The sequence below is a fragment of the Pantoea hericii genome (assembly GCF_014155795.1).
GTDB lineage: Bacteria > Pseudomonadota > Gammaproteobacteria > Enterobacterales > Enterobacteriaceae > Pantoea > Pantoea eucalypti.
Genome location: NZ_SCKV01000003.1, coordinates 187578 through 210448 on the forward strand (window position 1 = coordinate 187578; position 22871 = coordinate 210448).

Annotated in this window: 23 protein-coding genes and 2 tRNA genes; 19 read left to right on the forward strand and 6 right to left on the reverse strand. The window is 54.3% G+C overall.

What is annotated here, in order from left to right; all coding sequences use genetic code 11:
- Positions 1-57 precede the first annotated feature (57 nt).
- From folP to H7K52_RS08035, 15 genes are all read left to right on the forward strand, one after another.
- Positions 58-897, forward strand: a complete 840-nt coding sequence (folP, locus tag H7K52_RS07965; RefSeq protein WP_003851082.1) for a dihydropteroate synthase — start codon at positions 58-60, stop codon at positions 895-897.
- A complete protein-coding gene (gene glmM / locus H7K52_RS07970) occupies positions 894-2228 on the forward strand; it encodes a phosphoglucosamine mutase (protein WP_003851080.1) in 1335 nt (444 codons plus the stop codon). The genes folP and glmM overlap by 4 nt, the downstream gene beginning before the upstream one ends.
- A 216-nt stretch (positions 2229-2444) precedes the next feature.
- Complete coding sequence (gene secG, locus H7K52_RS07975) at positions 2445-2783, forward strand: preprotein translocase subunit SecG (RefSeq protein WP_003851074.1); 339 nt, start codon at positions 2445-2447, stop codon at positions 2781-2783.
- A gap of 37 nt (positions 2784-2820) precedes the next feature.
- A tRNA-Leu gene (locus H7K52_RS07980) sits at positions 2821-2907 on the forward strand.
- Positions 2908-2966: 59 nt separating this feature from the next.
- A tRNA-Met gene (locus H7K52_RS07985) sits at positions 2967-3043 on the forward strand.
- 211 nt (positions 3044-3254) lie between these two features.
- Positions 3255-3707 carry a ribosome maturation factor RimP gene (rimP, locus tag H7K52_RS07990; protein ID WP_010251795.1) on the forward strand — a complete coding sequence of 151 codons (453 nt, stop codon included), beginning with the start codon at positions 3255-3257 and terminating at the stop codon, positions 3705-3707.
- 24 nt (positions 3708-3731) lie between these two features.
- Positions 3732-5219: a transcription termination factor NusA gene (gene nusA / locus H7K52_RS07995; RefSeq protein WP_003851070.1), complete on the forward strand. Its 1488-nt coding sequence runs from the start codon at positions 3732-3734 to the stop codon at positions 5217-5219.
- A 17-nt stretch (positions 5220-5236) separates the two neighbouring features.
- Complete coding sequence (infB, locus tag H7K52_RS08000) at positions 5237-7930, forward strand: translation initiation factor IF-2 (RefSeq protein ID WP_003851068.1); 2694 nt, start codon at positions 5237-5239, stop codon at positions 7928-7930.
- A gap of 65 nt (positions 7931-7995) precedes the next feature.
- Positions 7996-8403, forward strand: a complete 408-nt coding sequence (gene rbfA / locus H7K52_RS08005; protein WP_033731320.1) for a 30S ribosome-binding factor RbfA — start codon at positions 7996-7998, stop codon at positions 8401-8403.
- Positions 8403-9347 carry a tRNA pseudouridine(55) synthase TruB gene (gene truB / locus H7K52_RS08010; RefSeq protein ID WP_003851064.1) on the forward strand — a complete coding sequence of 315 codons (945 nt, stop codon included), beginning with the start codon at positions 8403-8405 and terminating at the stop codon, positions 9345-9347. Before rbfA ends, truB begins: the two co-directional genes overlap by 1 nt.
- Before the next feature lie 131 nt (positions 9348-9478).
- Positions 9479-9748, forward strand: coding sequence for a 30S ribosomal protein S15 (gene rpsO / locus H7K52_RS08015; protein ID WP_003851063.1), 270 nt, complete (start codon positions 9479-9481; stop codon positions 9746-9748).
- A 310-nt stretch (positions 9749-10058) separates the two neighbouring features.
- Positions 10059-12194: a polyribonucleotide nucleotidyltransferase gene (gene pnp / locus H7K52_RS08020; protein ID WP_003851060.1), complete on the forward strand. Its 2136-nt coding sequence runs from the start codon at positions 10059-10061 to the stop codon at positions 12192-12194.
- Between the two features lie 129 nt (positions 12195-12323).
- The gene (gene nlpI, locus H7K52_RS08025; RefSeq protein ID WP_003851059.1) at positions 12324-13208 is read left to right on the forward strand and encodes a lipoprotein NlpI; all 885 of its coding nucleotides are present in this window, start codon (positions 12324-12326) and stop codon (positions 13206-13208) included.
- Positions 13209-13313: 105 nt separating this feature from the next.
- Positions 13314-13370: a protein YrbN gene (yrbN, locus tag H7K52_RS19040; protein ID WP_098053093.1), complete on the forward strand. Its 57-nt coding sequence runs from the start codon at positions 13314-13316 to the stop codon at positions 13368-13370.
- A gap of 16 nt (positions 13371-13386) precedes the next feature.
- Complete coding sequence (locus H7K52_RS08035) at positions 13387-15315, forward strand: DEAD/DEAH family ATP-dependent RNA helicase (protein ID WP_003851058.1); 1929 nt, start codon at positions 13387-13389, stop codon at positions 15313-15315.
- Between the two features lie 55 nt (positions 15316-15370).
- Here H7K52_RS08035 and H7K52_RS08040 read toward each other — a convergent pair whose 3' ends face one another.
- On the reverse strand, positions 15371-16117 hold the full coding sequence (locus H7K52_RS08040) for an SDR family NAD(P)-dependent oxidoreductase (RefSeq protein WP_008925425.1): 747 nt from the start codon (positions 16115-16117) through the stop codon (positions 15371-15373).
- A gap of 176 nt (positions 16118-16293) precedes the next feature.
- Between H7K52_RS08040 and H7K52_RS08045 the strand changes: the two genes are divergently transcribed.
- Positions 16294-17214, forward strand: a complete 921-nt coding sequence (locus H7K52_RS08045) for an AraC family transcriptional regulator (protein WP_003851054.1) — start codon at positions 16294-16296, stop codon at positions 17212-17214.
- Here the strand turns inward: H7K52_RS08045 and H7K52_RS08050 are convergent, their stop codons facing one another.
- The 3 genes from H7K52_RS08050 to ubiU all read right to left on the reverse strand — a co-directional run bounded on the left by H7K52_RS08050 (position 17215) and on the right by ubiU (position 20229).
- Positions 17215-18225, reverse strand: a complete 1011-nt coding sequence (locus H7K52_RS08050; RefSeq protein ID WP_182629907.1) for a luciferase-like monooxygenase — start codon at positions 18223-18225, stop codon at positions 17215-17217. It lies immediately after the preceding gene.
- 120 nt (positions 18226-18345) lie between these two features.
- Positions 18346-19224: a U32 family peptidase gene (locus tag H7K52_RS08055; protein WP_008925427.1), complete on the reverse strand. Its 879-nt coding sequence runs from the start codon at positions 19222-19224 to the stop codon at positions 18346-18348.
- A gap of 9 nt (positions 19225-19233) precedes the next feature.
- Positions 19234-20229 carry a ubiquinone anaerobic biosynthesis protein UbiU gene (gene ubiU / locus H7K52_RS08060; protein WP_008925428.1) on the reverse strand — a complete coding sequence of 332 codons (996 nt, stop codon included), beginning with the start codon at positions 20227-20229 and terminating at the stop codon, positions 19234-19236.
- 204 nt (positions 20230-20433) lie between these two features.
- Between ubiU and ubiT the strand changes: the two genes are divergently transcribed.
- Entirely contained in the window at positions 20434-20958 is a 525-nt protein-coding gene (gene ubiT / locus H7K52_RS08065; RefSeq protein ID WP_003851052.1) for a ubiquinone anaerobic biosynthesis accessory factor UbiT, read from the forward strand.
- On the forward strand, positions 20952-21458 hold the full coding sequence (locus tag H7K52_RS08070) for a GNAT family N-acetyltransferase (protein ID WP_008925429.1): 507 nt from the start codon (positions 20952-20954) through the stop codon (positions 21456-21458). The genes ubiT and H7K52_RS08070 overlap by 7 nt, the downstream gene beginning before the upstream one ends.
- Here the strand turns inward: H7K52_RS08070 and H7K52_RS08075 are convergent.
- Entirely contained in the window at positions 21442-21735 is a 294-nt protein-coding gene (locus tag H7K52_RS08075) for a GIY-YIG nuclease family protein (RefSeq protein ID WP_033743118.1), read from the reverse strand. The genes H7K52_RS08070 and H7K52_RS08075 overlap by 17 nt on opposite strands.
- 75 nt (positions 21736-21810) lie before the next feature.
- Between H7K52_RS08075 and H7K52_RS08080 the strand changes: the two genes are divergently transcribed.
- Complete coding sequence (locus H7K52_RS08080) at positions 21811-22239, forward strand: YhbP family protein (RefSeq protein ID WP_039658932.1); 429 nt, start codon at positions 21811-21813, stop codon at positions 22237-22239.
- A gap of 35 nt (positions 22240-22274) precedes the next feature.
- Here H7K52_RS08080 and H7K52_RS08085 read toward each other — a convergent pair whose 3' ends face one another.
- Entirely contained in the window at positions 22275-22796 is a 522-nt protein-coding gene (locus H7K52_RS08085) for a type 1 glutamine amidotransferase domain-containing protein (protein ID WP_003851045.1), read from the reverse strand.
- Between the last annotated feature and the right edge of the window lie 75 nt (positions 22797-22871).

Sequence of the window (22871 nt, forward strand, 5' to 3'; positions counted from 1 at the left end):
CCCCGGCTGGTCCGGGGTTTTTTACATCCAGATATTGATCAGCAAGGAGTTTTCACCATGAAGTTGTTTGCCCGTGATTCCCATCTCGATTTATCTTTTCCTCATGTGATGGGCATTCTGAATGTCACGCCGGACTCCTTTTCAGATGGTGGTAAACATAACGCGCTGGTTGATGCGCTGACGCATACCAATGAGATGGTTAATGCAGGTGCCACCATTATCGACGTGGGCGGTGAATCAACCCGTCCTGGCGCTGATGAAGTGAGTGTGGAGGAAGAGCTGGAGCGGGTGATTCCGGTGGTCGAAGCCATCGCCCAGCGTTTCGAAGTCTGGATCTCAGTGGACACCTCTAAAGCCGAGGTTATCCGGGAAGCTGCGCGAGTGGGTGCTCACATCATTAATGACGTTCGTTCACTCACTGAACCAGGCGCGCTCGATGCTGCAGCCGCTACCGGACTTCCCGTCTGTTTAATGCATATGCAGGGCGAGCCGCGCACCATGCAGCAGGCACCGGTTTACGAAAACATCTTAAGCGAAGTGGACACTTACTTCGCTCAGCAGATTGCACGCTGTGAAGCGGCGGGAATTAAAAAAAAGCGGCTGATACTCGACCCGGGCTTCGGTTTCGGTAAAAATCTCAGCCACAATTATGAACTGCTGGCTCATCTGGGCGATTTTCACCACTTCGGTCTGCCGCTGTTGGTAGGGATGTCGCGTAAATCAATGATTGGTCAGCTGTTAAATGTCGGCCCGTCACAGCGTTTAACCGGCAGCCTGAGCTGCGCGGTGATTGCTGCCATGCAGGGCGTGCAGATTATTCGTGCGCATGACGTAAAAGAGACGGCCGAAGCGATGCGCGTGGTCGAAGCGACCCGAAGAGCAAAAGGAGTATCATGAGTAATCGTAAATATTTCGGTACAGACGGCATTCGCGGCAAAGTCGGTGAAACCCCCATTACCCCCGATTTTGTCCTGAAGCTCGGCTGGGCCGCAGGTAAAGTGCTGGCGCGCCATGGTTCTAAGAAGATCATTATTGGTAAAGATACCCGTATCTCTGGCTACATGCTGGAGTCCGCGCTGGAAGCAGGCCTCGCTGCGGCAGGCCTGACAGCGGCGTTTACCGGCCCGATGCCGACGCCCGCCATCGCCTATCTGACCCGCACTTTCCGCGCAGAGGCGGGCATTGTGATTTCGGCGTCACACAACCCGTTTGACGACAACGGGATTAAGTTCTTTTCCTCCGAAGGCACCAAATTGCCTGATGACGTTGAAGAAGCGATTGAGCTGGAAATGGAAAAGCCGATTACCTGTGTTGAATCAGCGCAGTTAGGCCGTGCCAGCCGCATCGTGGATGCCGCAGGGCGTTACATTGAGTTTTGCAAAGGGACATTCCCCAGCGAACTGAATCTGAATGGCCTGAAGATTGTGGTCGACTGTGCCAATGGTGCCACCTACCACATCGCGCCGAATGTATTGCGTGAACTGGGTGCGACCGTCATTGCTATTGGTGTCCAGCCAGATGGCATGAACATTAATAAAGAGTGCGGTGCCACCGATCTCAAACTGCTGCAGCAGCGTGTGCTGGCCGAGAAAGCTGATATTGGTCTGGCCTACGACGGCGACGGCGACCGTATCATGATGATTGACCATCTGGGCGACAAAGTGGATGGCGACCAGATCCTCTATATCATTGCACGTGAAGCATTGCGCCAGGGACAGTTACGCGGCGGTGTAGTGGGTACGCTGATGAGTAACATGGGACTGGAGTTAGCACTGAAGCAGCTTGGCATTCCGTTTACCCGCGCCAAAGTGGGTGACCGTTATGTGCTGGAGAAGATGCAGGAGAAGGGCTGGCGTCTCGGTGCTGAGAACTCCGGTCATGTGATCCTGCTCGATAAAACCACGACCGGCGACGGTATCGTTGCAAGTTTGCAAGTACTTACTGCAATGGTGCGTAACCACATGAGCCTGCACGATCTCTGCAGTGGTATGAAAATGCTGCCGCAGGTTCTGGTCAACGTGCGCTTTTCAGGTGAACATGATCCGCTGCAAAGCGATGCCGTCAAAACCGTGACCGCGGAAGTGGAAAAAGCGCTGGCAGGTCGCGGACGTGTTCTGCTGCGTAAGTCCGGCACCGAGCCATTGATTCGTGTGATGGTCGAAGGCGAAAATGAAGCACAGGTCACCGAACTGGCGAATCGCATCGCCGATCAGGTCAAGGCCGTTTAAAACAGTAACAGGCAGTCTGCAGAGTGTGGAACTGCCTGTAAAATCACCGGGATGGCGCTTTTTTCTGCAATCAGTTCGGGTGGTAAAAATTGCACTTGCAGAGATATGCGCCTTTGGTTAGTATTCACACCCGCTTCTGATGGGTGATGACGAGACTCCCCATCAATACTGGTGAAGCTTTAACTGTACGATTATCGTGCAAGGAACAGGTTGAATATGTACGAAGCTCTTTTAGTTGTTTTCCTTATTGTAGCTATCGCCCTCGTGGGTATGATCATGCTGCAGCAAGGCAAAGGCGCTGATATGGGAGCCTCATTCGGTGCAGGCGCATCCGGTACAGTGTTTGGTTCGTCGGGTTCAGGTAATTTCATGACCCGTACTACTGGCATTTTAGCGGCATTGTTCTTCATCATCAGCCTGGTTCTGGGTAATCTGAACAGCAATAAAGCGTCAAAAGGAAGTGAGTGGGAAAATCTTTCTGCGCCGGCGCAGTCTTCTCAACAGACTGAAAAGCCAGCTCAACCGGTTACACCGGGCAGCGATATTCCTAAGTAAGGTCGTCAGCACAACGAATCGTTGTGGTCAGTGCAGTGCCGTGGTGGTGGAATTGGTAGACACGCTACCTTGAGGTGGTAGTGCCCGATTGGGCTTACGGGTTCAAGTCCCGTCCTCGGTACCAAATCGTAGTATCACTTGCATTTTTTGCAGGTCTGGCGTATTATTCGCCACGTTTTCGGACGCGGGGTGGAGCAGCCTGGTAGCTCGTCGGGCTCATAACCCGAAGGTCGTCGGTTCAAATCCGGCCCCCGCAACCACTTTCCCTTTGAGTTCTTTTTCAAATATACTGTATGCATCGACGGACGCATTCACGGCTATTTTTTGAAAGAAAATTCTTTGGATGGAGTCCGGGCCGCATTGCGGCATACAGGGTCCAGTGATTAAAAGCCCCGAATATTCGGGGTTTTTTGTTATTAGCGAATCGTAATACTGGGCTATAGGCCCTTTTTTTATGTCTTGGGGGTGGGCTTGTCCACATTAGAGCAAAAATTGACAGAGTTGGTATCGGCTCCCGTAGAAGCGCTGGGTTACGAACTGGTTGGAATTGAATTCGTTCGTAGTCGCACATCTATCCTGCGCATCTATATTGATAGTGAAGATGGCATCAATGTCGATGATTGCGCCGATGTCAGCCACCAGGTAAGTGCGGTAATGGATGTTGAAGATCCTATTACTGTTCCTTACAACCTTGAAGTCTCTTCACCGGGACTCGATCGTCCTCTGTTCACCGCTGAACACTACACCCGCTTTATGGGTGAAGAAGTGAGCCTGGTGTTGCGTATGGCCGTTCAGAACCGCCGTAAATGGCAGGGAACCATCAAGTCAGTTGATGGCGAGATGATCACGGTGCACGTTGAGGGTAGCGATGAAGTGTTCGCGCTGAGTAATATTCAGAAAGCGAACCTGGTCCCCCACTTTTAAAAGTCCGGATTGAGGCTAACCAGGATGAACAAAGAGATCTTAGCTGTTGTAGAAGCCGTTTCTAACGAAAAAGCCCTGCCGCGTGAGAAAATCTTCGAAGCGCTGGAGAGCGCGCTGGCGACTGCGACCAAGAAAAAGTACGAGCAGGAAATTGAGGTACGCGTCAGCATTGATCGCCGCAGTGGCGATTTCGATACTTTCCGCCGCTGGGAAATCGTTGAAGAGGTAACACAGCCGACGCGCGAGATCACGCTGGATGCGGCCCGCTTCGAAGATGAAGCATTCAATCTGGGCGAATATGTCGAAGATCAGATTGAATCGGTCACCTTTGACCGTATCACCACCCAGACTGCTAAGCAGGTTATCGTGCAAAAAGTGCGCGAAGCTGAGCGCGCAATGGTGGTTGATCAGTTCCGTGAGCAGGAAGGCGAAATCATCACCGGTGTGGTGAAAAAAGTTAACCGCGACAACATTTCCCTCGATTTAGGCAGCAATGCCGAAGCGGTCATTCTGCGCGAAGATATGCTGCCGCGTGAAAACTTCCGCCCAGGCGATCGTATTCGTGGCGTACTCTACTCTGTACGTCCGGAAGCGCGTGGCGCGCAGCTGTTCGTCACGCGTTCCAAACCCGAAATGCTGATTGAACTGTTCCGGATCGAGGTGCCAGAAATTGGCGAAGAACTGATTGAAATTAAAGCAGCCGCCCGTGATCCGGGTTCGCGCGCTAAAATTGCAGTCAAAACCAACGACAAACGTATCGATCCGGTCGGTGCCTGTGTGGGCATGCGCGGCGCGCGTGTTCAGGCAGTTTCCAGTGAACTGGGTGGCGAGCGTATTGATATCGTGCTGTGGGACGATAACCCGGCACAGTTTGTTATCAACGCCATGGCTCCGGCCGATGTGGCGTCAATCGTGGTTGATGAAGATAATCACACCATGGATATCGCCGTAGAAGCTGGCAATCTGGCTCAGGCGATCGGCCGTAACGGCCAAAACGTGCGTCTCGCTTCGCAGCTGAGTGGCTGGGAGCTGAACGTGATGACCGTCGATGATCTGCAGGCTAAGCATCAGGCTGAAGCACATGCAGCGATCGATATGTTCACTAAACATCTCGACATCGACGAAGAGTTCGCCACCGTACTGGTGGAAGAGGGCTTCTCCTCGCTGGAAGAGCTGGCATACGTGCCAATCAACGAGCTGCTGGAAGTCGACGGCCTCGACGAAGAGACCATTGAAGCCCTGCGTGAACGAGCAAAAAATGCGTTAACCACCCTGGCACTGGCGAAAGAAGAGAGTCTTGGAAATCAGGAGCCCGCTGAGGATCTTCTGAATCTTGAAGGCCTCGATCGTGCGCTGGCGTTCCGCCTGGCGTCGAAAGGCGTTTGCACGCTGGAAGATCTCGCTGAGCAAGGTGTTGACGATCTGACGGATATTGAAGGCCTGTCTGATGAACAAGCCGGCGCGCTGATTATGGCCGCACGTAATATCTGCTGGTTCGGCGATGACGCGTAATAACAGGAAGGAACAGCATGACAGATGTAACCGTAAAATCGCTGGCCGCAGAAATTCAGACTCCGGTCGATCGCCTGGTACAGCAATTTGCTGATGCGGGTATCCCTAAGTCTGAAAATGACGCGGTGAGCCAGCAAGAGAAAGAAACCTTACTATCTCATCTGAACCGTGAACACGGTCAGGTCGGTTCAGCTAAGCTGACGTTGCAGCGTAAAACGCGCAGCACCTTGAATATTCCAGGCACCGGGGGTAAAAGTAAGTCGGTGCAAATTGAAGTCCGCAAAAAGCGTACCTATGTGAAAGGTGATGCAGAGTCTGAGCAAGCTCAGGCAGAAGCTGAAGCCGAGGCGCAGCGTGAAGCGGAAGAGCAGGCGCAACGCGAGGCTGAAGAAAAAGCCCGTCGCGAAGCTGAACAGAAAGCGCAACGTGAAGCCGAAGACAAAGCAAGGCGCGAAGCCGCTGATAAGGCCAAACGTGCAGCAGCGGAAAATGACAAAGTGACAAATCAACCTACCGACGAAGTGACAAAGGCTGCGCAATCAGACAAAGCCCGTCGCGAAGCAGAAGCTGCTGAACTGAAGCGTAAAGCTGAAGAAGAAGCGCGCCGTAAGCTGGAAGAGGCTGCCCGCCTCGTAGCCGAAGAAGCCCGCCGTCTGGCTGAAGAGAAATCAGCTGAATGGGAAAAACCGGAAGAAGAGGATAAAGGCGACTATCACGTCACCACTTCTACCCATGCCCGTCAGGCGGAAGATGAAAACGACCGTCAGGTTGAAGCAGGTCGTGCGCGTGCGCGGACGACTGCTAAAGCTGCGCGTCCGGCGAAAAAAGGCAACAAACACTCTGAAGCCAAAACTGACCGTGAAGAAGCGCGTGCGCAGGTTCGTGGTGGTAAAGGCGGCAAGCATCGCAAACCTAGCGCACTGCAGCAGGGCTTCAACAAGCCAGCGCAGGCTGTTAACCGTGATGTTGTGATTGGCGAAACCATTACCGTAGCCGAACTGGCTAACAAAATGGCAGTGAAAGGTTCTCTGGTCATCAAAGCGATGATGAAGATGGGCGCAATGGCGACCATCAACCAGGTGATCGATCAGGAAACTGCACAGCTCGTTGCCGAAGAGATGGGCCACAAAGTAACCCTGCGTCGTGAAAACGAGCTGGAAGAAGCGGTAATGGACGATCGTGATACCGATGCTGCGCAGGAGTCTCGTGCGCCGGTTGTTACCATCATGGGCCACGTCGACCACGGTAAAACGTCTCTGCTGGACTATATCCGCTCCACTAAAATCGCCTCTGGCGAAGCGGGCGGCATTACACAGCACATCGGTGCTTACCACGTTGAAACTGACAACGGTATGGTCACCTTCCTGGATACCCCGGGCCACGCCGCGTTTACCGCAATGCGTGCACGTGGTGCGCAGGCTACCGACATCGTTATCCTGGTCGTTGCAGCAGACGATGGCGTAATGCCACAGACTGTTGAAGCTATTCAGCACGCCAAAGCCGCGAAAGTGCCGGTTGTGGTTGCCGTGAACAAGTGCGATAAGCCAGAAGCGGATCCGGATCGTGTTAAAAACGAACTGACTCAGTACGGTATCATTCCGGAAGAGTGGGGCGGCGAAAACATGTTCGTGAATGTCTCTGCGAAAGCGGGTACCGGCATTGATGATCTGTTAAACGCTATCCTGCTGCAGGCGGAAGTTCTGGAACTGACCGCTATCCGTGAAGGTATGGCGAGCGGCGTGGTGATTGAATCGTTCCTCGACAAAGGTCGTGGTCCGGTTGCCACCGTGCTGGTACGTGAAGGTACGCTGAACAAAGGCGACATCGTTCTTTGTGGTTTCGAATATGGCCGTGTTCGTGCAATGCGTGACGAGCTGGGTCGCGAAGTCATGGAAGCGGGTCCGTCTATCCCGGTTGAGATTCTGGGCCTGTCCGGTGTACCGGCTGCGGGTGATGAAGCGACTGTGGTACGTGACGAGAAGAAAGCACGCGAAGTTGCACTCTATCGTCAGGGCAAATTCCGCGAAGTTAAACTGGCTCGCCAGCAGAAATCTAAGCTCGAGAACATGTTTGCTAACATGACCGAAGGCGAAGTATCTGAACTGAACATCGTTCTGAAAGCTGACGTTCAGGGTTCTGTCGAAGCCATCTCTGATTCTCTGCAGAAACTCTCCACCGATGAAGTTAAGGTGAAGATTGTGGGTTCAGGCGTCGGCGGGATTACCGAAACCGATGCGACCCTGGCGGCTGCTTCTAACGCCATTCTGCTTGGCTTCAACGTTCGTGCCGATGCCTCTGCGCGTCGCGTCATTGACGCAGAAAGCCTGGATCTGCGCTACTACTCTGTCATCTATAACCTGATTGACGAAGTTAAAGCGGCGATGAGCGGTATGCTGGCACCAGAGTACAAACAGCAGATCATTGGTCTGGCTGCGGTCCGCGACGTATTCAAATCACCGAAGTTTGGCGCCATTGCCGGTTGTATGGTGACGGAAGGTAACATCAAACGTCACAATCCAATCCGTGTCCTGCGTGACAACGTGGTGATTTACGAAGGCGAGCTGGAATCTCTGCGTCGCTTTAAAGATGACGTCAACGAAGTGCGTAACGGCATGGAGTGCGGTATCGGCGTGAAGAACTACAACGACGTTCGCGTTGGCGATATGATCGAAGTGTTTGAAATCATCGAAATTAAACGCACCATCGAGTAATAGACTGCTGATGTGTTGCAATTTGGGAGGCCTCTGGCCTCCCGAATTATTTGGGAGAAATAATGATGGCGAAAGAATTTGGTCGCCCGCAGCGCGTTTCACAAGAGCTGCAAAAAGAGATTGCGATGATCCTGCAGCGTGAGATTAAAGATCCACGTCTCGGCATGATGGTCACGGTGTCTGGCGTTGAAGTGTCACGCGATCTTGCCTACGCAAAAGTGTTCGTCACTTTCCTCAACGACAAAGATGAAGATGCCATTAAACATGGTCTGAAAGCGCTGAAAGAAGCGTCAGGTTATATTCGCATTCTGCTGGGTAAAGCGATGCGTCTGCGCATCGTGCCTGAGCTGACCTTCTTCTACGATAACTCGTTAGTTGAAGGGATGCGCATGTCCAATCTCGTCACCAGCGTTGTGAAGAATGATGCTGAACGTCGTGGTCCGGACGCCACTGGCGATGACGAGGAGGCGTAATGAGTCGTCCGCGTCGTCGCGGTCGCGACGTCCATGGCGTGTTGTTGCTGGATAAGCCACAAGGCGTCTCGTCGAATGATGTCCTGCAGAAAGTAAAGCGTATCTTCAACGCCAATCGCGCAGGACACACCGGCGCGCTTGATCCCCTGGCCACTGGCATGTTGCCAATTTGCCTGGGTGAAGCAACCAAGTTTTCCCAATATCTGCTGGATTCTGACAAACGCTACCGTGTGATAGCCCGGCTGGGCGAGCGGACTGACACGTCAGACGCCGATGGCAACATCGTGCAGACGCGTCCGGTCAGCTTCAGTCAGGCCGAACTCGATAGCGCCCTGGAGAGCTTCCGCGGCGATACGCTGCAGGTGCCCTCAATGTTTTCGGCACTGAAGCATCAGGGACGTCCGCTGTATGAGTATGCGCGTCAGGGCATTGTGATCGAGCGTGAACCGCGTCCGATTACGGTCTATGAGCTGCAGTTTATTCGCTGGCAGGATAATGAGCTGGAGCTGGAAATTCACTGCTCCAAAGGCACCTATATCCGCACCATCATTGATGATCTGGGTGAAAAGCTGGGATGCGGTGCGCATGTCACCATGCTGCGTCGTGTGCAGGTTGCCCGTTATCCCTATGAAAGGATGGTGACGCTGGAGCAGCTCAATACCCTGCTGGCGGAAGCCACTGACGCTGGCATCTCACTGGAATCGCAGCTTGATCCGCTGCTGCTGCCAATGGACAGCCCGGCCTCTGATTTCCCTGAAGTGAATATCCCAACTGCCGTGGCAGATTTGTTTCGCCTGGGACAGCCAGTACAGGCGAGTAATGCGCCTGCACAGGGACTGGTCAGGGTATCAGAAGGCGAAGCGCGTAAGTTTATCGGCATGGCAGAAATTGCCGCTGATGGGCGTCTTGCGCCGCGTCGTTTAGTGGTTGAGTATCAGGATTAAGTCGTGCGGCCACTTTTCGCTGATGGGGCATTTGCGTTGCTATCAGGCGCAGAGTAGAATAGTGCGGCTTTAAAGCGGGATGCTGAATTAGAGATCGGCACCCATACATTCATTTATTACCGGAGTTTATTATGTCTCTAAGCGTAGAAGCTAAAGCAGAGATCGTTGCTAAATATGGCCGTGGTGCTAACGACAGCGGTTCAACCGAAGTTCAGGTTGCCCTGTTGACCGCGCAGATTACCCATCTGCAGGGTCACTTCTCTGAGCACAAAAAAGACCACCACAGCCGCCGCGGTCTGCTGCGCATGGTATCTCAGCGTCGTAAGCTGCTGGACTACCTGAAGCGTAAAGACGTTGCACGCTACAGCAGCCTGATCGAAAGTCTCGGTCTGCGTCGCTAAGTCTGAAAAATCTGATCGTCGGGGCATTATGTGGTTTTTTGCACTGTGTGCAGCTTACGATCAGATTTGTGCGAGTTTCGTGAAGAGGGGGCCTTTATGGCCCCTTTTTTCGAGCAATCGGCAGCAATCCGGTCCAAACTGATGTATTGTTGCTTAGTGTGATCTTTAGTTTGCAGAATTTCGCGCGGCTAATGAGAGGCTTTACCGCAGAGGCGGTCGAGGGTTGTCATTAGTCGCGAGGATGCAGCTGAAGATTGGTAATCAATGGCGGGCTACAGATAGCCATGCCCCGAAGTTAAGGACTTTGACTTTGCTGAATCCGATCGTACGCAAATTCCAATATGGTCAACATACCGTCACGCTGGAAACCGGCATGATGGCTCGCCAGGCGACAGCCGCTGTAATGGTGAGCATGGACGATACTGCAGTGTTCGTCACTGTTGTAGGTCAGAAAAAATCTAAACCAGGTCAGGACTTCTTTCCACTGACCGTAAACTATCAGGAGCGTACTTACGCTGCTGGTCGTATCCCAGGCAGCTTCTTCCGTCGTGAAGGCCGTCCAAGCGAAGGCGAAACGCTGATTTCGCGTCTGATTGACCGCCCGATTCGTCCACTGTTCCCGGAAGGCTTTGTTAATGAAGTCCAGGTTATTGCAACCGTGGTTTCTGTTAACCCACAGGTTCACCCGGACATCGTTGCGATGATGGGTGCTTCTGCCGCTCTGGCGCTGTCAGGTCTGCCGTTCAATGGCCCAATCGGTGCAGCGCGCGTAGGGTATATTAACGATCAATATGTTCTGAACCCAACTGCAGATGAGCTGAAACAGTCTCGTCTGGATCTGGTTGTTGCGGGTACGCAGAATGCCGTTCTGATGGTTGAATCTGAAGCTGAGATCCTGTCAGAAGAGCAGATGCTGGGCGCTGTGGTCTTTGGCCACGATCAGCAGCAGATTGTTATCGAAAACATCAATGCCCTGGTTGCAGAAGCTGGCAAACCACGCTGGGACTGGCAGCCAGAAGCGGCTAACACCGCACTGATTTCTCGTGTTGCTGCCCTGGCAGAAGCGCGCATCAGCGATGCTTACCGCATCACTGACAAGCAGGAGCGTTACACGCAGGTTGGCGTCATTAAAGACGAAACCATTGCTGCTCTGCTGGCTGAAGATGAAACGCTGGATGGTTCAGAAATCGGCGATATCGTGCATAGCCTCGAAAAAACCGTCGTTCGTACCCGTATCCTGAATGGCGAGCCACGTATCGATGGCCGTGAAAAAGATATGATCCGCGGTCTGGACGTGCGTACTGGCGTATTGCCACGTACCCATGGTTCATCACTGTTCACCCGTGGTGAGACGCAGGCGCTGGTTACGGCCACGCTGGGTACAACCCGCGATGCGCAGAACCTGGATGAGCTGATGGGCGAGCGTACCGACAGCTTCCTGTTCCATTACAACTTCCCTCCGTACTCTGTCGGCGAAACCGGCATGGTAGGTTCGCCTAAGCGCCGTGAAATTGGTCACGGTCGTCTGGCGAAACGTGGCGTGTTAGCCGTTATGCCAAAAGCGGAAGATTTCCCTTACACCGTGCGTGTAGTGTCTGAAATCACCGAATCTAACGGTTCTTCTTCAATGGCCTCTGTCTGTGGTGCTTCACTGGCGCTGATGGATGCAGGTGTGCCAATCAAAGCCGCCGTTGCGGGTATCGCAATGGGGCTGGTGAAAGAAGATGAGAAGTTTGTGGTTCTGTCTGACATCCTGGGCGATGAAGATCACCTGGGCGACATGGACTTCAAAGTAGCCGGTAGCCGTGAAGGTATCACCGCGCTGCAGATGGACATCAAAATCGAAGGCATCACGCGTGAAATCATGCAGGAAGCGCTGAACCAGGCTAAGGGTGCGCGTCTGCACATCCTCGGCGTTATGGAACAGGCTATCAGCACACCGCGTACCGAGATTTCTGAATTTGCTCCACGCATCTACACCATCAAAATCAGCTCTGACAAGATCAAAGATGTGATTGGTAAAGGCGGCTCAGTGATTCGTGCACTGACCGAAGAGACCGGCACAACGATTGAAATTGAAGATGACGGCACCGTTAAAATTGCTGCGACCGATGGTCTGAAAGCGAAAGAAGCGATTCGTCGTATCGAAGAGATCACTGCAGAAATCGAAGTGGGCCGCGTTTACAGTGGTAAAGTGACCCGCATCGTTGACTTCGGTGCCTTCGTCGCTATCGGTGGTGGTAAAGAAGGTCTGGTTCACATTTCACAAATCGCTGATAAGCGCGTTGAGAAAGTGACTGATTATCTGCAGATGGGTCAGGAAGTGCCGGTTAAGGTGATGGAAGTTGATCGCCAGGGCCGCGTACGTCTGAGCATCAAAGAAGCGACAGAATCTAAGCCGCAGACTGAAGAAGCTGCAGCGGTGATTACACCTGACGCGGAATAAGACGTTGCTGGTTTGCCCCTCTTTGCCTGGCAGAGAGGGGCGTTTGTATCATCGCGAGGGCGGGAATCCTTGTGCACAGCAGGCGGATGACAGGATGGTTATCCCAATGTTTGTATTCGGGAGTGGGAAATGAAGCCTTTTCTGCGCTGGTGTTTTGTTGCGACAGCTTTGACGCTGGCAGGATGCAGCAACTCCAATTGGCGTAAGAACGAAGTTCTTGCAGTGCCTTTACAGCCCACACTGCAGCAGGAAGTGATACTGGCGCGCATGGAACAAATTCTTGCCAGTCGCGCTCTCACCGATGATGAACGCGCACAGCTGTTATATGAGCGCGGAGTGTTGTATGATAGTTTAGGTCTGCGGGCATTAGCGCGGAACGATTTTTCGCAAGCGCTGTCTATAAGACCAGATATGCCCGAAGTGTTTAACTACTTAGGCATATATTTAACGCAGGCGGGCAACTTTGATGCCGCCTATGACGCGTTTGATTCTGTACTTGAGCTTGATCCAACTTACAACTATGCGCATTTAAACCGTGGTATCGCCCTCTATTACGGCGGTCGATACAAGTTAGCGCAAGATGATCTGCTGGCGTTTTATCAAGACGATCCTAACGATCCTTTCCGCAGTCTGTGGCTCTATCTCGTTGAACGTGAGATGGATGCTGACAAGGCAAAAGTGGCGCTTCAACAGCGTTACGACAAAGCGGCGAAAGATCAATGGGGATGGAATATTGTCGAGTTCTACCTTGGAGATATCAACGAGAAAACGTTGATGGAAAGTCTCAAGGCGGACGCAACGGATAACACCTCGCTCGCTGAACATCTCAGTGAAACCAACTTCTATTTAGGTAAGTACTACCTAAGTCTGGGGGAGAAGGACGACGCGAAAGCGTTGTTCAAACTGGCGGTGGCCAACAACGTCAATAACTTTGTTGAACACCGATACGCATTGTTGGAACTGGCGCAACTCGGCCAGGCACAAGACGATTTATCAGAATCTGACCAGCAATAGCTGACGAACTTAATTTGCCTGTAAAACCTGTTAAGTCATCATCTTAAAGGATGAAGGCTTTTCTGTTCGTCAAAACTTTTAATTTGAGCCGGTTCACACTTTTTGATGAAAATGACTGAAAGTTTTCACGACGAGTTATGTAGACTGGCCGCCGCAATCTAAGAGGCACGTGTACTACATGACTGATATTCAAACCACTTTTGCTGACCTTGGCCTGAACGCCGACATCCTTGAATCACTGAATGGCATGGGCTACGTAAAGCCATCCCCAATCCAGGCTGAGTGTATTCCTCACCTGCTGGCGGGCCGTGACGTGTTAGGCATGGCGCAGACCGGGAGTGGTAAAACTGCGGCTTTCTCTCTGCCGCTGTTACACAACATTGATCCTACTGTTAAAGCGCCACAGATCCTGGTGCTGGCACCTACCCGCGAACTGGCGGTACAGGTTGCTGAAGCAGTTACCGAATTCTCTAAACACATGCGTGGCCTGAACGTCGTCGCCCTTTACGGCGGCCAGCGTTATGACGTGCAGCTGCGCGCACTGCGTCAGGGTCCACAGGTTGTTGTAGGTACGCCTGGTCGTCTGCTTGACCACCTGAAACGCGGTACGTTAGACCTGTCTAACCTGCGTGGTCTGGTGCTGGATGAAGCTGATGAAATGCTGCGTATGGGCTTCATCGAAGACGTTGAAACCATCATGGCACAGATTCCAGCGGATCATCAGACTGCGCTGTTCTCTGCAACTATGCCGGAAGCGATTCGTCGTATCACTAAACGCTTCATGAAAGATCCACAGGAAGTGCGTATTCAGTCAAGCCTGACCACGCGTCCTGATATCAGCCAGAGCTACTGGACTGCTTATGGTCGTAAGACCGATGCACTGGTTCGCTTCCTGGAAGCTGAAGACTTTGATGCTGCTATTATCTTCGTGCGTACTAAAAACGCGACGCTTGAAGTGGCAGAAGCGCTGGAGCGTAGTGGCTATAACAGCGCCGCGCTGAACGGTGACATGAACCAGGCACTGCGTGAGCAGACGCTGGAACGCCTGAAAGATGGTCGTCTCGACATCCTGATTGCAACCGACGTTGCGGCCCGTGGCCTGGACGTTGAGCGCATCAGCCTGGTTGTGAACTACGACATCCCGATGGATTCAGAGTCTTACGTTCACCGTATCGGCCGTACCGGTCGTGCCGGTCGTGCTGGCCGTGCGCTGCTGTTCGTTGAGAACCGCGAGCGTCGTCTGCTGCGTAACATCGAACGTACAATGAAGCTGACCATTCCTGAAGTTGAACTGCCTAACGCAGAACTGCTGGGTGAGCGTCGTCTGGCTAAATTTGCCGCGAAAGTACAGCAGCAGCTGGAAAGCAGCGATCTGGATCAGTACCGTGCTCTGCTGGCTAAAATGCAGCCTGAAGATGAAATGGATCTGGAAACACTGGCAGCTGCACTGCTGAAGATGGCACAGGGCGAACGTCCTCTGATTCTGCCACCAGAAGCACCACGTCCTGCACGTCGCGAATACCGCGATCGTGACGAGCGTGATGGCCGTCGTGACAGCCGTGAAGCGCGTGGCGATCGTGCTCCGCGTGAAAACCGCGAAAGCCGTGATGGCGACCGTCCACGTCGCGAACGTCGTGACGTTGGTGAAATGCAGCTGTACCGCATTGAAGTAGGCCGCGATGATGGTGTTGAAGTTCGTCACATTGTTGGCGCTATCGCTAACGAAGGCGACATCAGCAGCCGCTATATCGGTAACATCAAGCTGTTTGGCACCCACTCAACTATCGAGCTGCCGAAAGGCATGCCAGGCGATGTGCTGCAGCACTTCACCCGTACGCGTATTCTGAACAAACCGATGAATATGCAGCTGCTGGGTGATGCACAGCCAAACGAAGGCCGTGGTGATCGTCGTCCAGCTGGCGGTGAGCGTCGTGGTCCAGGTGCTGGCGGTCCGGGCGCAGCTAACCGTGAAGGTGGTCGTCGCTTCTCTTCTGAACGCCGTGAAGGTGGTCGTGAAGGCGGTGGACGTACATTTAACCGTGAAGGTAGCCGTGGTCCACGTCGTGAAGAAGGCGCAGCTGCCGCTCCACGTCGTCGTGATGCATAACGACTTAGCGTCGTAGTAAAAAGGGAAGCCACTGGCTTCCCTTTTTTTATGCCCGTCAGGCACCGCCGCTAATCATGACGCGCTCTCCGCTGACATAGGCGGACTCCTCAGAGGCCAGAAAAAGCGCCACCTGCGCGACATCCTCTGGCAGACCAAAACGCCCCAGCGGCGTAGCCGCCAGCAGCTGCGCTTTGAGCTGCGGACTCATCCTCTTCGCTGCCAGTAATCCCTCAGTCAGGATCATGCCAGGCGCCAGGGCGTTAACCCGTATGTTCCTGGCACCCAGCTCGCGCGCCAGTCCCTGAGTCAGGGTATCCACCGCACCTTTGGTGGCTGCCCAGAGTACGGAGCCCGGCGTGCTGTTTTTACTGTTAAGGGCGCTGAGGTTAATAATGCTGCCGCCGTGCGCGGGGAAGTGGCGAATCGCCTGCTGACAGACCATCAGCGTGCCGAGCAGGTTAACGTTAATTTGCTGCTGCATCTCCTCCTGTGTCAGCGCCTCAAACTCGCCGTGATGAAAGCTGCCTGCATTGTTCACCACAATGTCAGGTGCGCCGAAACAGTCTGCGGTGGTGGCGAACAGTCGTTCCACATCCCGCAGGCGAGAGATATCTGCCTGAACTGCCACGGCTTCACTGCCCAGGGTGATGATATCGCTGACTACGTCAGCGGCCCCGACTTCATCCTGACGATAATTGACCACGACGCGTGCGCCCGCTGCGGCAAAGGCGATAGCAATCGCCGCACCTATGCCTTTCGAGGCGCCGGTCACCAGTGCGATTTTGTTCTGCAGTGCTTTCATTATGTCATTCTCCGCCGTAATGATTGCGTCGAAAGACTATGCGCGCTGGTGCTGAGAAGCGGGTAGCGCAATCCTGCAAGCTTTTTGCACAATCCTGCAAAAGTGCCTTATCGCAACAGGTATTTGGCCGGAGGTCAGGTAATATCAGCACAGCGAGCAGGAGGGGGAAGAACAGAGTGACAGAGAGTGATAAGTGGCAGGCGCTGGCACAGTTAATTGCCCGTCATGCGCCGGAGGATGGCCGGCATTCCAGTGCCATCGATTGCTTGTTTTTTGGCCGGGTTTCAGCGCCCACTGAGCCCATGCACTTTGCTCAATGGGCCAGTTTTGCGCTGGTGGCGCAGGGCAGTAAAGCGCTGCATATGGGTGATGAGGTGCTGCACTATGGGCCGGGTGATCTGCTGCTGGTGACTCTCGATATGCCGGTACGCGCCTGCGTGACTGTCGCCACGCCGGAAAAGCCGAATCTGGGGATTGGTATTGCCATCAACGAATCCCGGCTGAGGCGCTATCTTGAAAAGTTTCCTCCCGCGCTGCCGCTGGCGATCGCACCTGATGAACGCGGCGTCACCGTACACAAAGTCTCACCTTTGCTGGTGGATGCGGTCATTCGACTGGTACGCCTGCTTGACCATCCCGAAGATATTGATGCTCTGGCTCCGCTCATTGAGCAGGAGATTTTCTACCGGTTGCTGACCGGGCCAGAAGGCTCGCGGATTTTAAACATGGCGCTGGCTGAGCGGCCGGGCAGTCGGGTGGCACAGGCTGCACGCTGGCTGCGGGAGAATTTTCATCAGCCGCTGAAAATCGATCAGCTTGCCAGTAATGTCGGCATGAGTATCTCTTCACTGCATCATCACTTCAAAGCCGTCACTGCCATGACGCCGATGCAATACCAGAAACAGCTTCGGCTGAATGAGGCACGGCGTTTAATGTTGGTAGAAAAGCTGGATGCCGGTACGGCAGGTTATCGGGTGGGGTATCAGAGCGCGTCACAGTTCAGCCGGGAGTATCGCCGCCTGTATGGGCAATCACCGGCGAGGGACAGCCGTGAACTGGCGGTGAGCACGGAGACCCGCCGCCCACCGCAAAACTGATTAGAGGCTGTTTGCCGCTTCCATCGCAATGGCAAAGGATTTGAGGCGCGCATCGCGGTCAAAAATCTGGCCGTTGACCATAATCTGATCCGCCTGGGTTTCACGCATCAGTGAGGCCAGCCCATGACGCACCTTATCAATATCGCCGACCAGTGACATGCTGAGCGCCTGCTGAACACCATATTGTTCTGACGGTGACCAGAGGTTATCCATGTTTTCAACCGGTGCCGGTAGCGGGCCCGGTTTGCCGCGGCGCAGGTTAATAAACTGCTGCTGCATTGAGGTAAACAGGAAACGCGCATCACGCTCATTATCAGCGGCGACCACATTAATGCAGACCATGGCGTAAGGCTTATCGAGACGCGTCGATGGCTTGAAGTTCTCGCGATAGACGTGCAAGGCCTGGAACAGCTGGTCAGGCGCAAAGTGGGAGGCAAACGCAAACGGCAGGCCCATTTTTGCTGACAGCTGTGCGCTGTAAAGACTGGAGCCGAGCAGCCAGACCGGAATTTTCAGACCCAGACCGGGTACGGGTTGCACTGGCAGCTGCGCATCCGCGTCAGCATCGAACCAGTTAATCAGTTCAGCGACATCTTCGGGAAAGGTGTCGATATGCATGTTGGCCTGATGACGGCGCAGCGCCATCATGGTGCGCTGGTCAGAACCTGGCGCCCGACCTAAGCCGAGATCGATACGCCCAGGATAGAGGGAAGCCAGCGTGCCAAACTGCTCGCCGATGACCAGCGGCGCATGGTTAGGCAGCATAATGCCGCCCGATCCCAGCCTCAGGGTCTCGGTATTCGCCGCCAGATAGCCAATCAGCACTGACGTCGCGGCGCTGGCAATCCCTGTCATGTTGTGATGTTCAGCCAGCCAGTAGCGTTCGAAACCCAGTTTTTCAGCCTGACGCGCCAGCGCCAGTGAATTATGGAACGCATCCCGTGCGGTCGCGCCCTGTGGAATCGGCGCAAGATCCAGTACGGACAGGCGAAGAGGTTTTTTATCAGACATGACTACTCCCGTTGAATGGCGCAGGCATTAAGTGAAGGCCTGCGCCATTAAGTATTACGCATCATTCCTTCTATTAAAACTGCTAACCTGTGCAGGAATATAGCCGGTATGTGCTTTTACTCAGGAGACCAGCGTCATACCCGCCAGTTTGCGCCAGTAACCGTTACAATCGCTGCCTTTCGCGACCATTAACGGTGCCTGGCCGTTTTCATTGGCGCGGAAACGGTCGATCTCCGCCAGCGTCGTGACACCCTGCGGCGAGAGCCGGACACAATCAACCCGATCGCGCATACCGGCCAGATCGTTACCCAGGTTATAGCAGTAGCCGCTCATGGTCTGAATGCCATTGAGGACGAACACCTGCTGTCCCTCCTGAGAGTTAACGCGACGGCCTGCTGGATAGTTGATGCAGCAGGTTTCGCAGTCATCTTTCGCGCGGTTTTCCGAGCGGGCGGTGAAGCAGCGCGCCGAGAGCGCCAGCGGCAGATGACCGTAGCCCAGCACCTCCACCTCAAATTGCTGCCGGATACCTCGTCTCTCGCACTGCTCCAGCAGCTGTAGCAGCCAGTCACGGGACATCTCCACCGGCATACACCAGCGCGTCATGCCCTCTTTGACCAGCAGTTGTAGCGTGTCAGCGTTATAGACATTCAGCGTCGGGCCCGCGACAAAAGGCAGGTGACGTTCAGCGGCCATATTGACCGCGCCGATATCATTAGCTTCAATCAGAAACTCGCCGTTCTCAACGTAACGCTGCAGCTCTTTCAGCTCAGAGGGTGACTGCAGCAATGCCAGCGTGCTCAGCACTACCTGTTTGCCGCTGGCCGCGACTTCGCGGGCCAGATCCATCCAGCGCGCATAGGGCGTGGCGCGGCGTTTACTGCACACCGCTTCGCCGAGATAGATAATATCTGCGCGACTGCGGACAGCCTGTTGATAGAAATCTTCCAGCGTATCGGTTGGCCAGTACCAGAGCACCGGCCCAAGGGCATATTGCATCATGACTCCTTATTGCCATTCACGGTGATAAGCACCCAGCGTGGTTTGCGTGCCTTCGGAGAGGTCGCCCAGCGTCTGCATCCACTGCGGCGCGACGTCAAACTGTTCCGGCTGCGCTTTGCAGCGATCGATGGCCTGACGCCAGACGCGTGCCACGTCAGCAACATAGGCGGGGCTGCGCTGACGGCCTTCGATTTTCACTGAGGCGATGCCTGCCCGCAGCAGTTCCGGCAGCAGCTCCAGAGTGTTGAGGCTGGTGGGTTCTTCCAGCACGTGATAACGCTGATTGTTAACCTCATAACGCCCTTTACATAGCGTCGGGTAACCTGCACTTTCGTCCGGCGCGTAGCGATCAATCAGCACTTCATTGAGACGTGACTCCATGCCCTTTGGCGTCTGCTGCCAGCGCACAAATTTCGCCGGGGAGCAGGCGCCCGCGCTGTTAGGTGATTCGCCAGTCAGCCAGGAGGAGAGGTAGCAGCGGCCTTCGGCCATAATGCACAGGCTGCCAAAGGCGAACACTTCCAGCGGCACCGGCGTGCTACGCGCCAGCTGTTTAACCTGATGAATCGACAGCACGCGCGGCAGCACGACACGTTGCAGATTGAAGTGGCGATGGTAAAAGCGAATCGCTTCCAGATTGGTCGCGGAAGCCTGGACAGAGAGATGACGTTCAACCTGCGGATAGTGCTTCGCGGCATATTCCAGCGTGGCGATATCGGCCAGGATCAGCGCATCGGCGCCGTTTTGCGCCGCTACATCGATTGCCCGCTGCCAGCGCCCCATACCATCCGGATGGGCAAACGTGTTAATTGCCACATGCAGTTTGCGCCGATGCTGATGCAGATAGCGCGCCGCTTCAGCCAGCTTTTTATCGGTGAAATTCAGGCCCGCAAAGTGACGGGCATTGGTGTCATCTTTCAGTCCCACATAGACTGCATCAGCCCCATTCTCTGTGGCGGTGCGGACGGCGGGTAAATTTCCTGCCGGACAGAGCAGTTCCATAGATGTTCCTCTCAACATGCGATGGGCGTCGAGTCTAGGCATCTGATCCGGCAAGAGTGTTGATTTGGGGCAGAAAAATTCCAGTTCATCCGTACTGGCGGCACTTTTTTCCTTGCCACCGCAGCCGTTTTTATTGATCTCAGAGGAGGCGCGCAGAAAAGGATATGGCAATATACGTAAAATTTTCTAAAGGGAGTGACGAAAGTGTTAGAGCGGATACATGCCCATTTTGTAAAAAACGGCCCTAAAATCTTAGGGTTACCCGCAGCACTCACCCCATTTCCGGTCAAACAGTTGATTCTGCAACAACTCTTAAACTGGCAATTTCGCCATGCTTTGGCTGAAGGTGAGTTAGACTTTCTGAACGGTCGCCTGCTGGGTATCGAGATTGCCGATCTCAATCTGCACTGGATCACCACGCTGCAGGACGGCCGACTGGCGGTATTGCAACAGTCCGAAGCGGATGTCTGGTTTCGGGGCAATGCCAATGATCTGTTGCTGGTGGCAGCACGTAAAGCAGATCCCGATATGCTGTTCTTTCAACGCCGGCTGGTGATTGAAGGTGACACTGAACTGGGACTTGAGGTGAAGAACGTAATGGATGCTATTGAACCTGAGGCTATGCCCACCGCGTTACGCACGGCAATTGAACAGATGGCGAAATTTATCGATGCCGGTATGAAACAGGACGCGAAGGCCGCACGGGCGCGCGCGGGTGCCGCATGTTGATCCGTAGCGAAATTGGTGTTGATGCCGCGGGCATCGACGCATTGCTCAAACGCTGCTTCAGCACCCCGGCAGAAGCGGAACTGACTCAGGCGCTGCGTGAAGATGGTCTGCTGACGCTCGGCGTGGTCGCCACTGATGAGGAAGGACAGGTGCTGGGTTATGCCGCATTCAGTCCGGTCAGCGTTCAGGGTGAAGATCGCGGCTGGGTGGCTCTGGCACCGCTGGCCGTCGATGAGACGCTACGCGGCCAGGGTCTGGCCAGCAAGCTGATTTATGAGGGGCTGGATACGCTCAATGAATTTGGCTACAGCGCGGTCGTCGTGCTGGGCGATCCGGCGCTGTTCAACCGTTTTGGTTTTGAACCGGCGGCACGTTACGGTCTGCGCAGTCGCTGGCCGGGAACAGAGGCCGCATTCCAGGTCTACCGTCTGGCGGAGAATGCTTATGACGGCGCGGAAGGGCAGATCGACTACGCCGAACCCTTTAATCGCCAGCCGTAATACTCAGCCAGCTCTCCAGACTGATCGGCTGAGCCGCCACCAGCAGTAATTTCTGTTGGCGGGGCAGTTGCTTAACCTGATACTCCAGTCTGGAGGCGCTGGCACGATCGCCCGCTGCACAGTGAAACACCAGGTCCAGCGGACCTTTGCCGCGTAGCGCACGTGCGCCACGCCCGCTCTGGTGCTGAGCGACCCGGCGCACCACATCCGTGGTGATGCCGGTGTACAGAATCCCTTTCGCCGTGCGGACGATGTAGAGTTGCCACTGCTGACTCATCGCAATCATTTCCCAAAAAAAGGTGCCGGGCAGTGTAGCGCGCTTCACGCTCTGGTGCACCGCCAGGAGTTTATCTTGTCCGATCACGCCCATCTGGTTCGCTACCTCAGAAAGCAGCATGTGCTTTCACTCTGCTGTACCGCCGACGATCAGCTGTGGTGCGCTAACTGCTATTACGTCTTTGATGAGACGCGCATGGTCTTCTGGATCATGACCGAACCCGATACCCGCCATGGCGAGTTGATGGTGCAGAATCCGCAGGTGGCGGGCACCGTTAATGGTCAGCCCAGAAGTGTGTTGCTGATAAAAGGGGTGCAGTATCGTGGCCGGATTAAAAGGCTGGAGGAGGCCACAGAGCAGATTGCCAGAGCCGCTTACCAGAAACGTTTTCCGGTCTCACGCAAAGTGTCGGCACCGCTGTGGGAGATTGAGCTGGATGAGGTGAAAATGACGGATAATGCGCTGGGATTCGGCAAGAAAATTGCCTGGGTGCGGGAAAAATAGAAACGCCCCTTTCAGCTGAAAAGGGCGTATCGGGTTTACAGCGCTTCGAGGATCCGCAGGGATTCACGATTAAAGGCCGGTAAATCGTGCGGCGTGCGGCTGGTGACCAGCTTATCGCCGTCTACCACCACTTCTTTATCATGGAAGTCAGCACCGGCATTGATCAGGTCAATGGCAACGGCTTTAACCGTGGTCATCTTGCGACCGCGAACGCCATTCGCGCTGATCAGCAACTGTGGCCCGTGGCAAATGGCAAAAATGGGCTTGCCGCTGGCAACAAACTCTTTGGTAAAGGCCACGAAACGATCGTCGCCGCGCAGGGCGTCAGGCGAGTGACCGCCTGGCAGAAGCAGGGCGTCAAATTCAGCCGGGCTGACGTCATCGATGCTGCGATCGATGGTCACTTCCGCTTCGCCTTGCTTGCCTTTAACAACATTACCGGCTTGTTTCTCAATGGTAACCACCTCAAAACCAGCGCGTTTATACACTTCCGCAGGTGAAGTAAATTCTGAGTCTTCAAATTCATCGGTAATTAAAACCGCAACTTTCTTGCTCATCTTTTTCCTCCTGAAATTTGTGGAGCGCGAGGCGCGCTTTCCGGATAACGCTGTAAGTCTGGTCGCTGAGAGTCA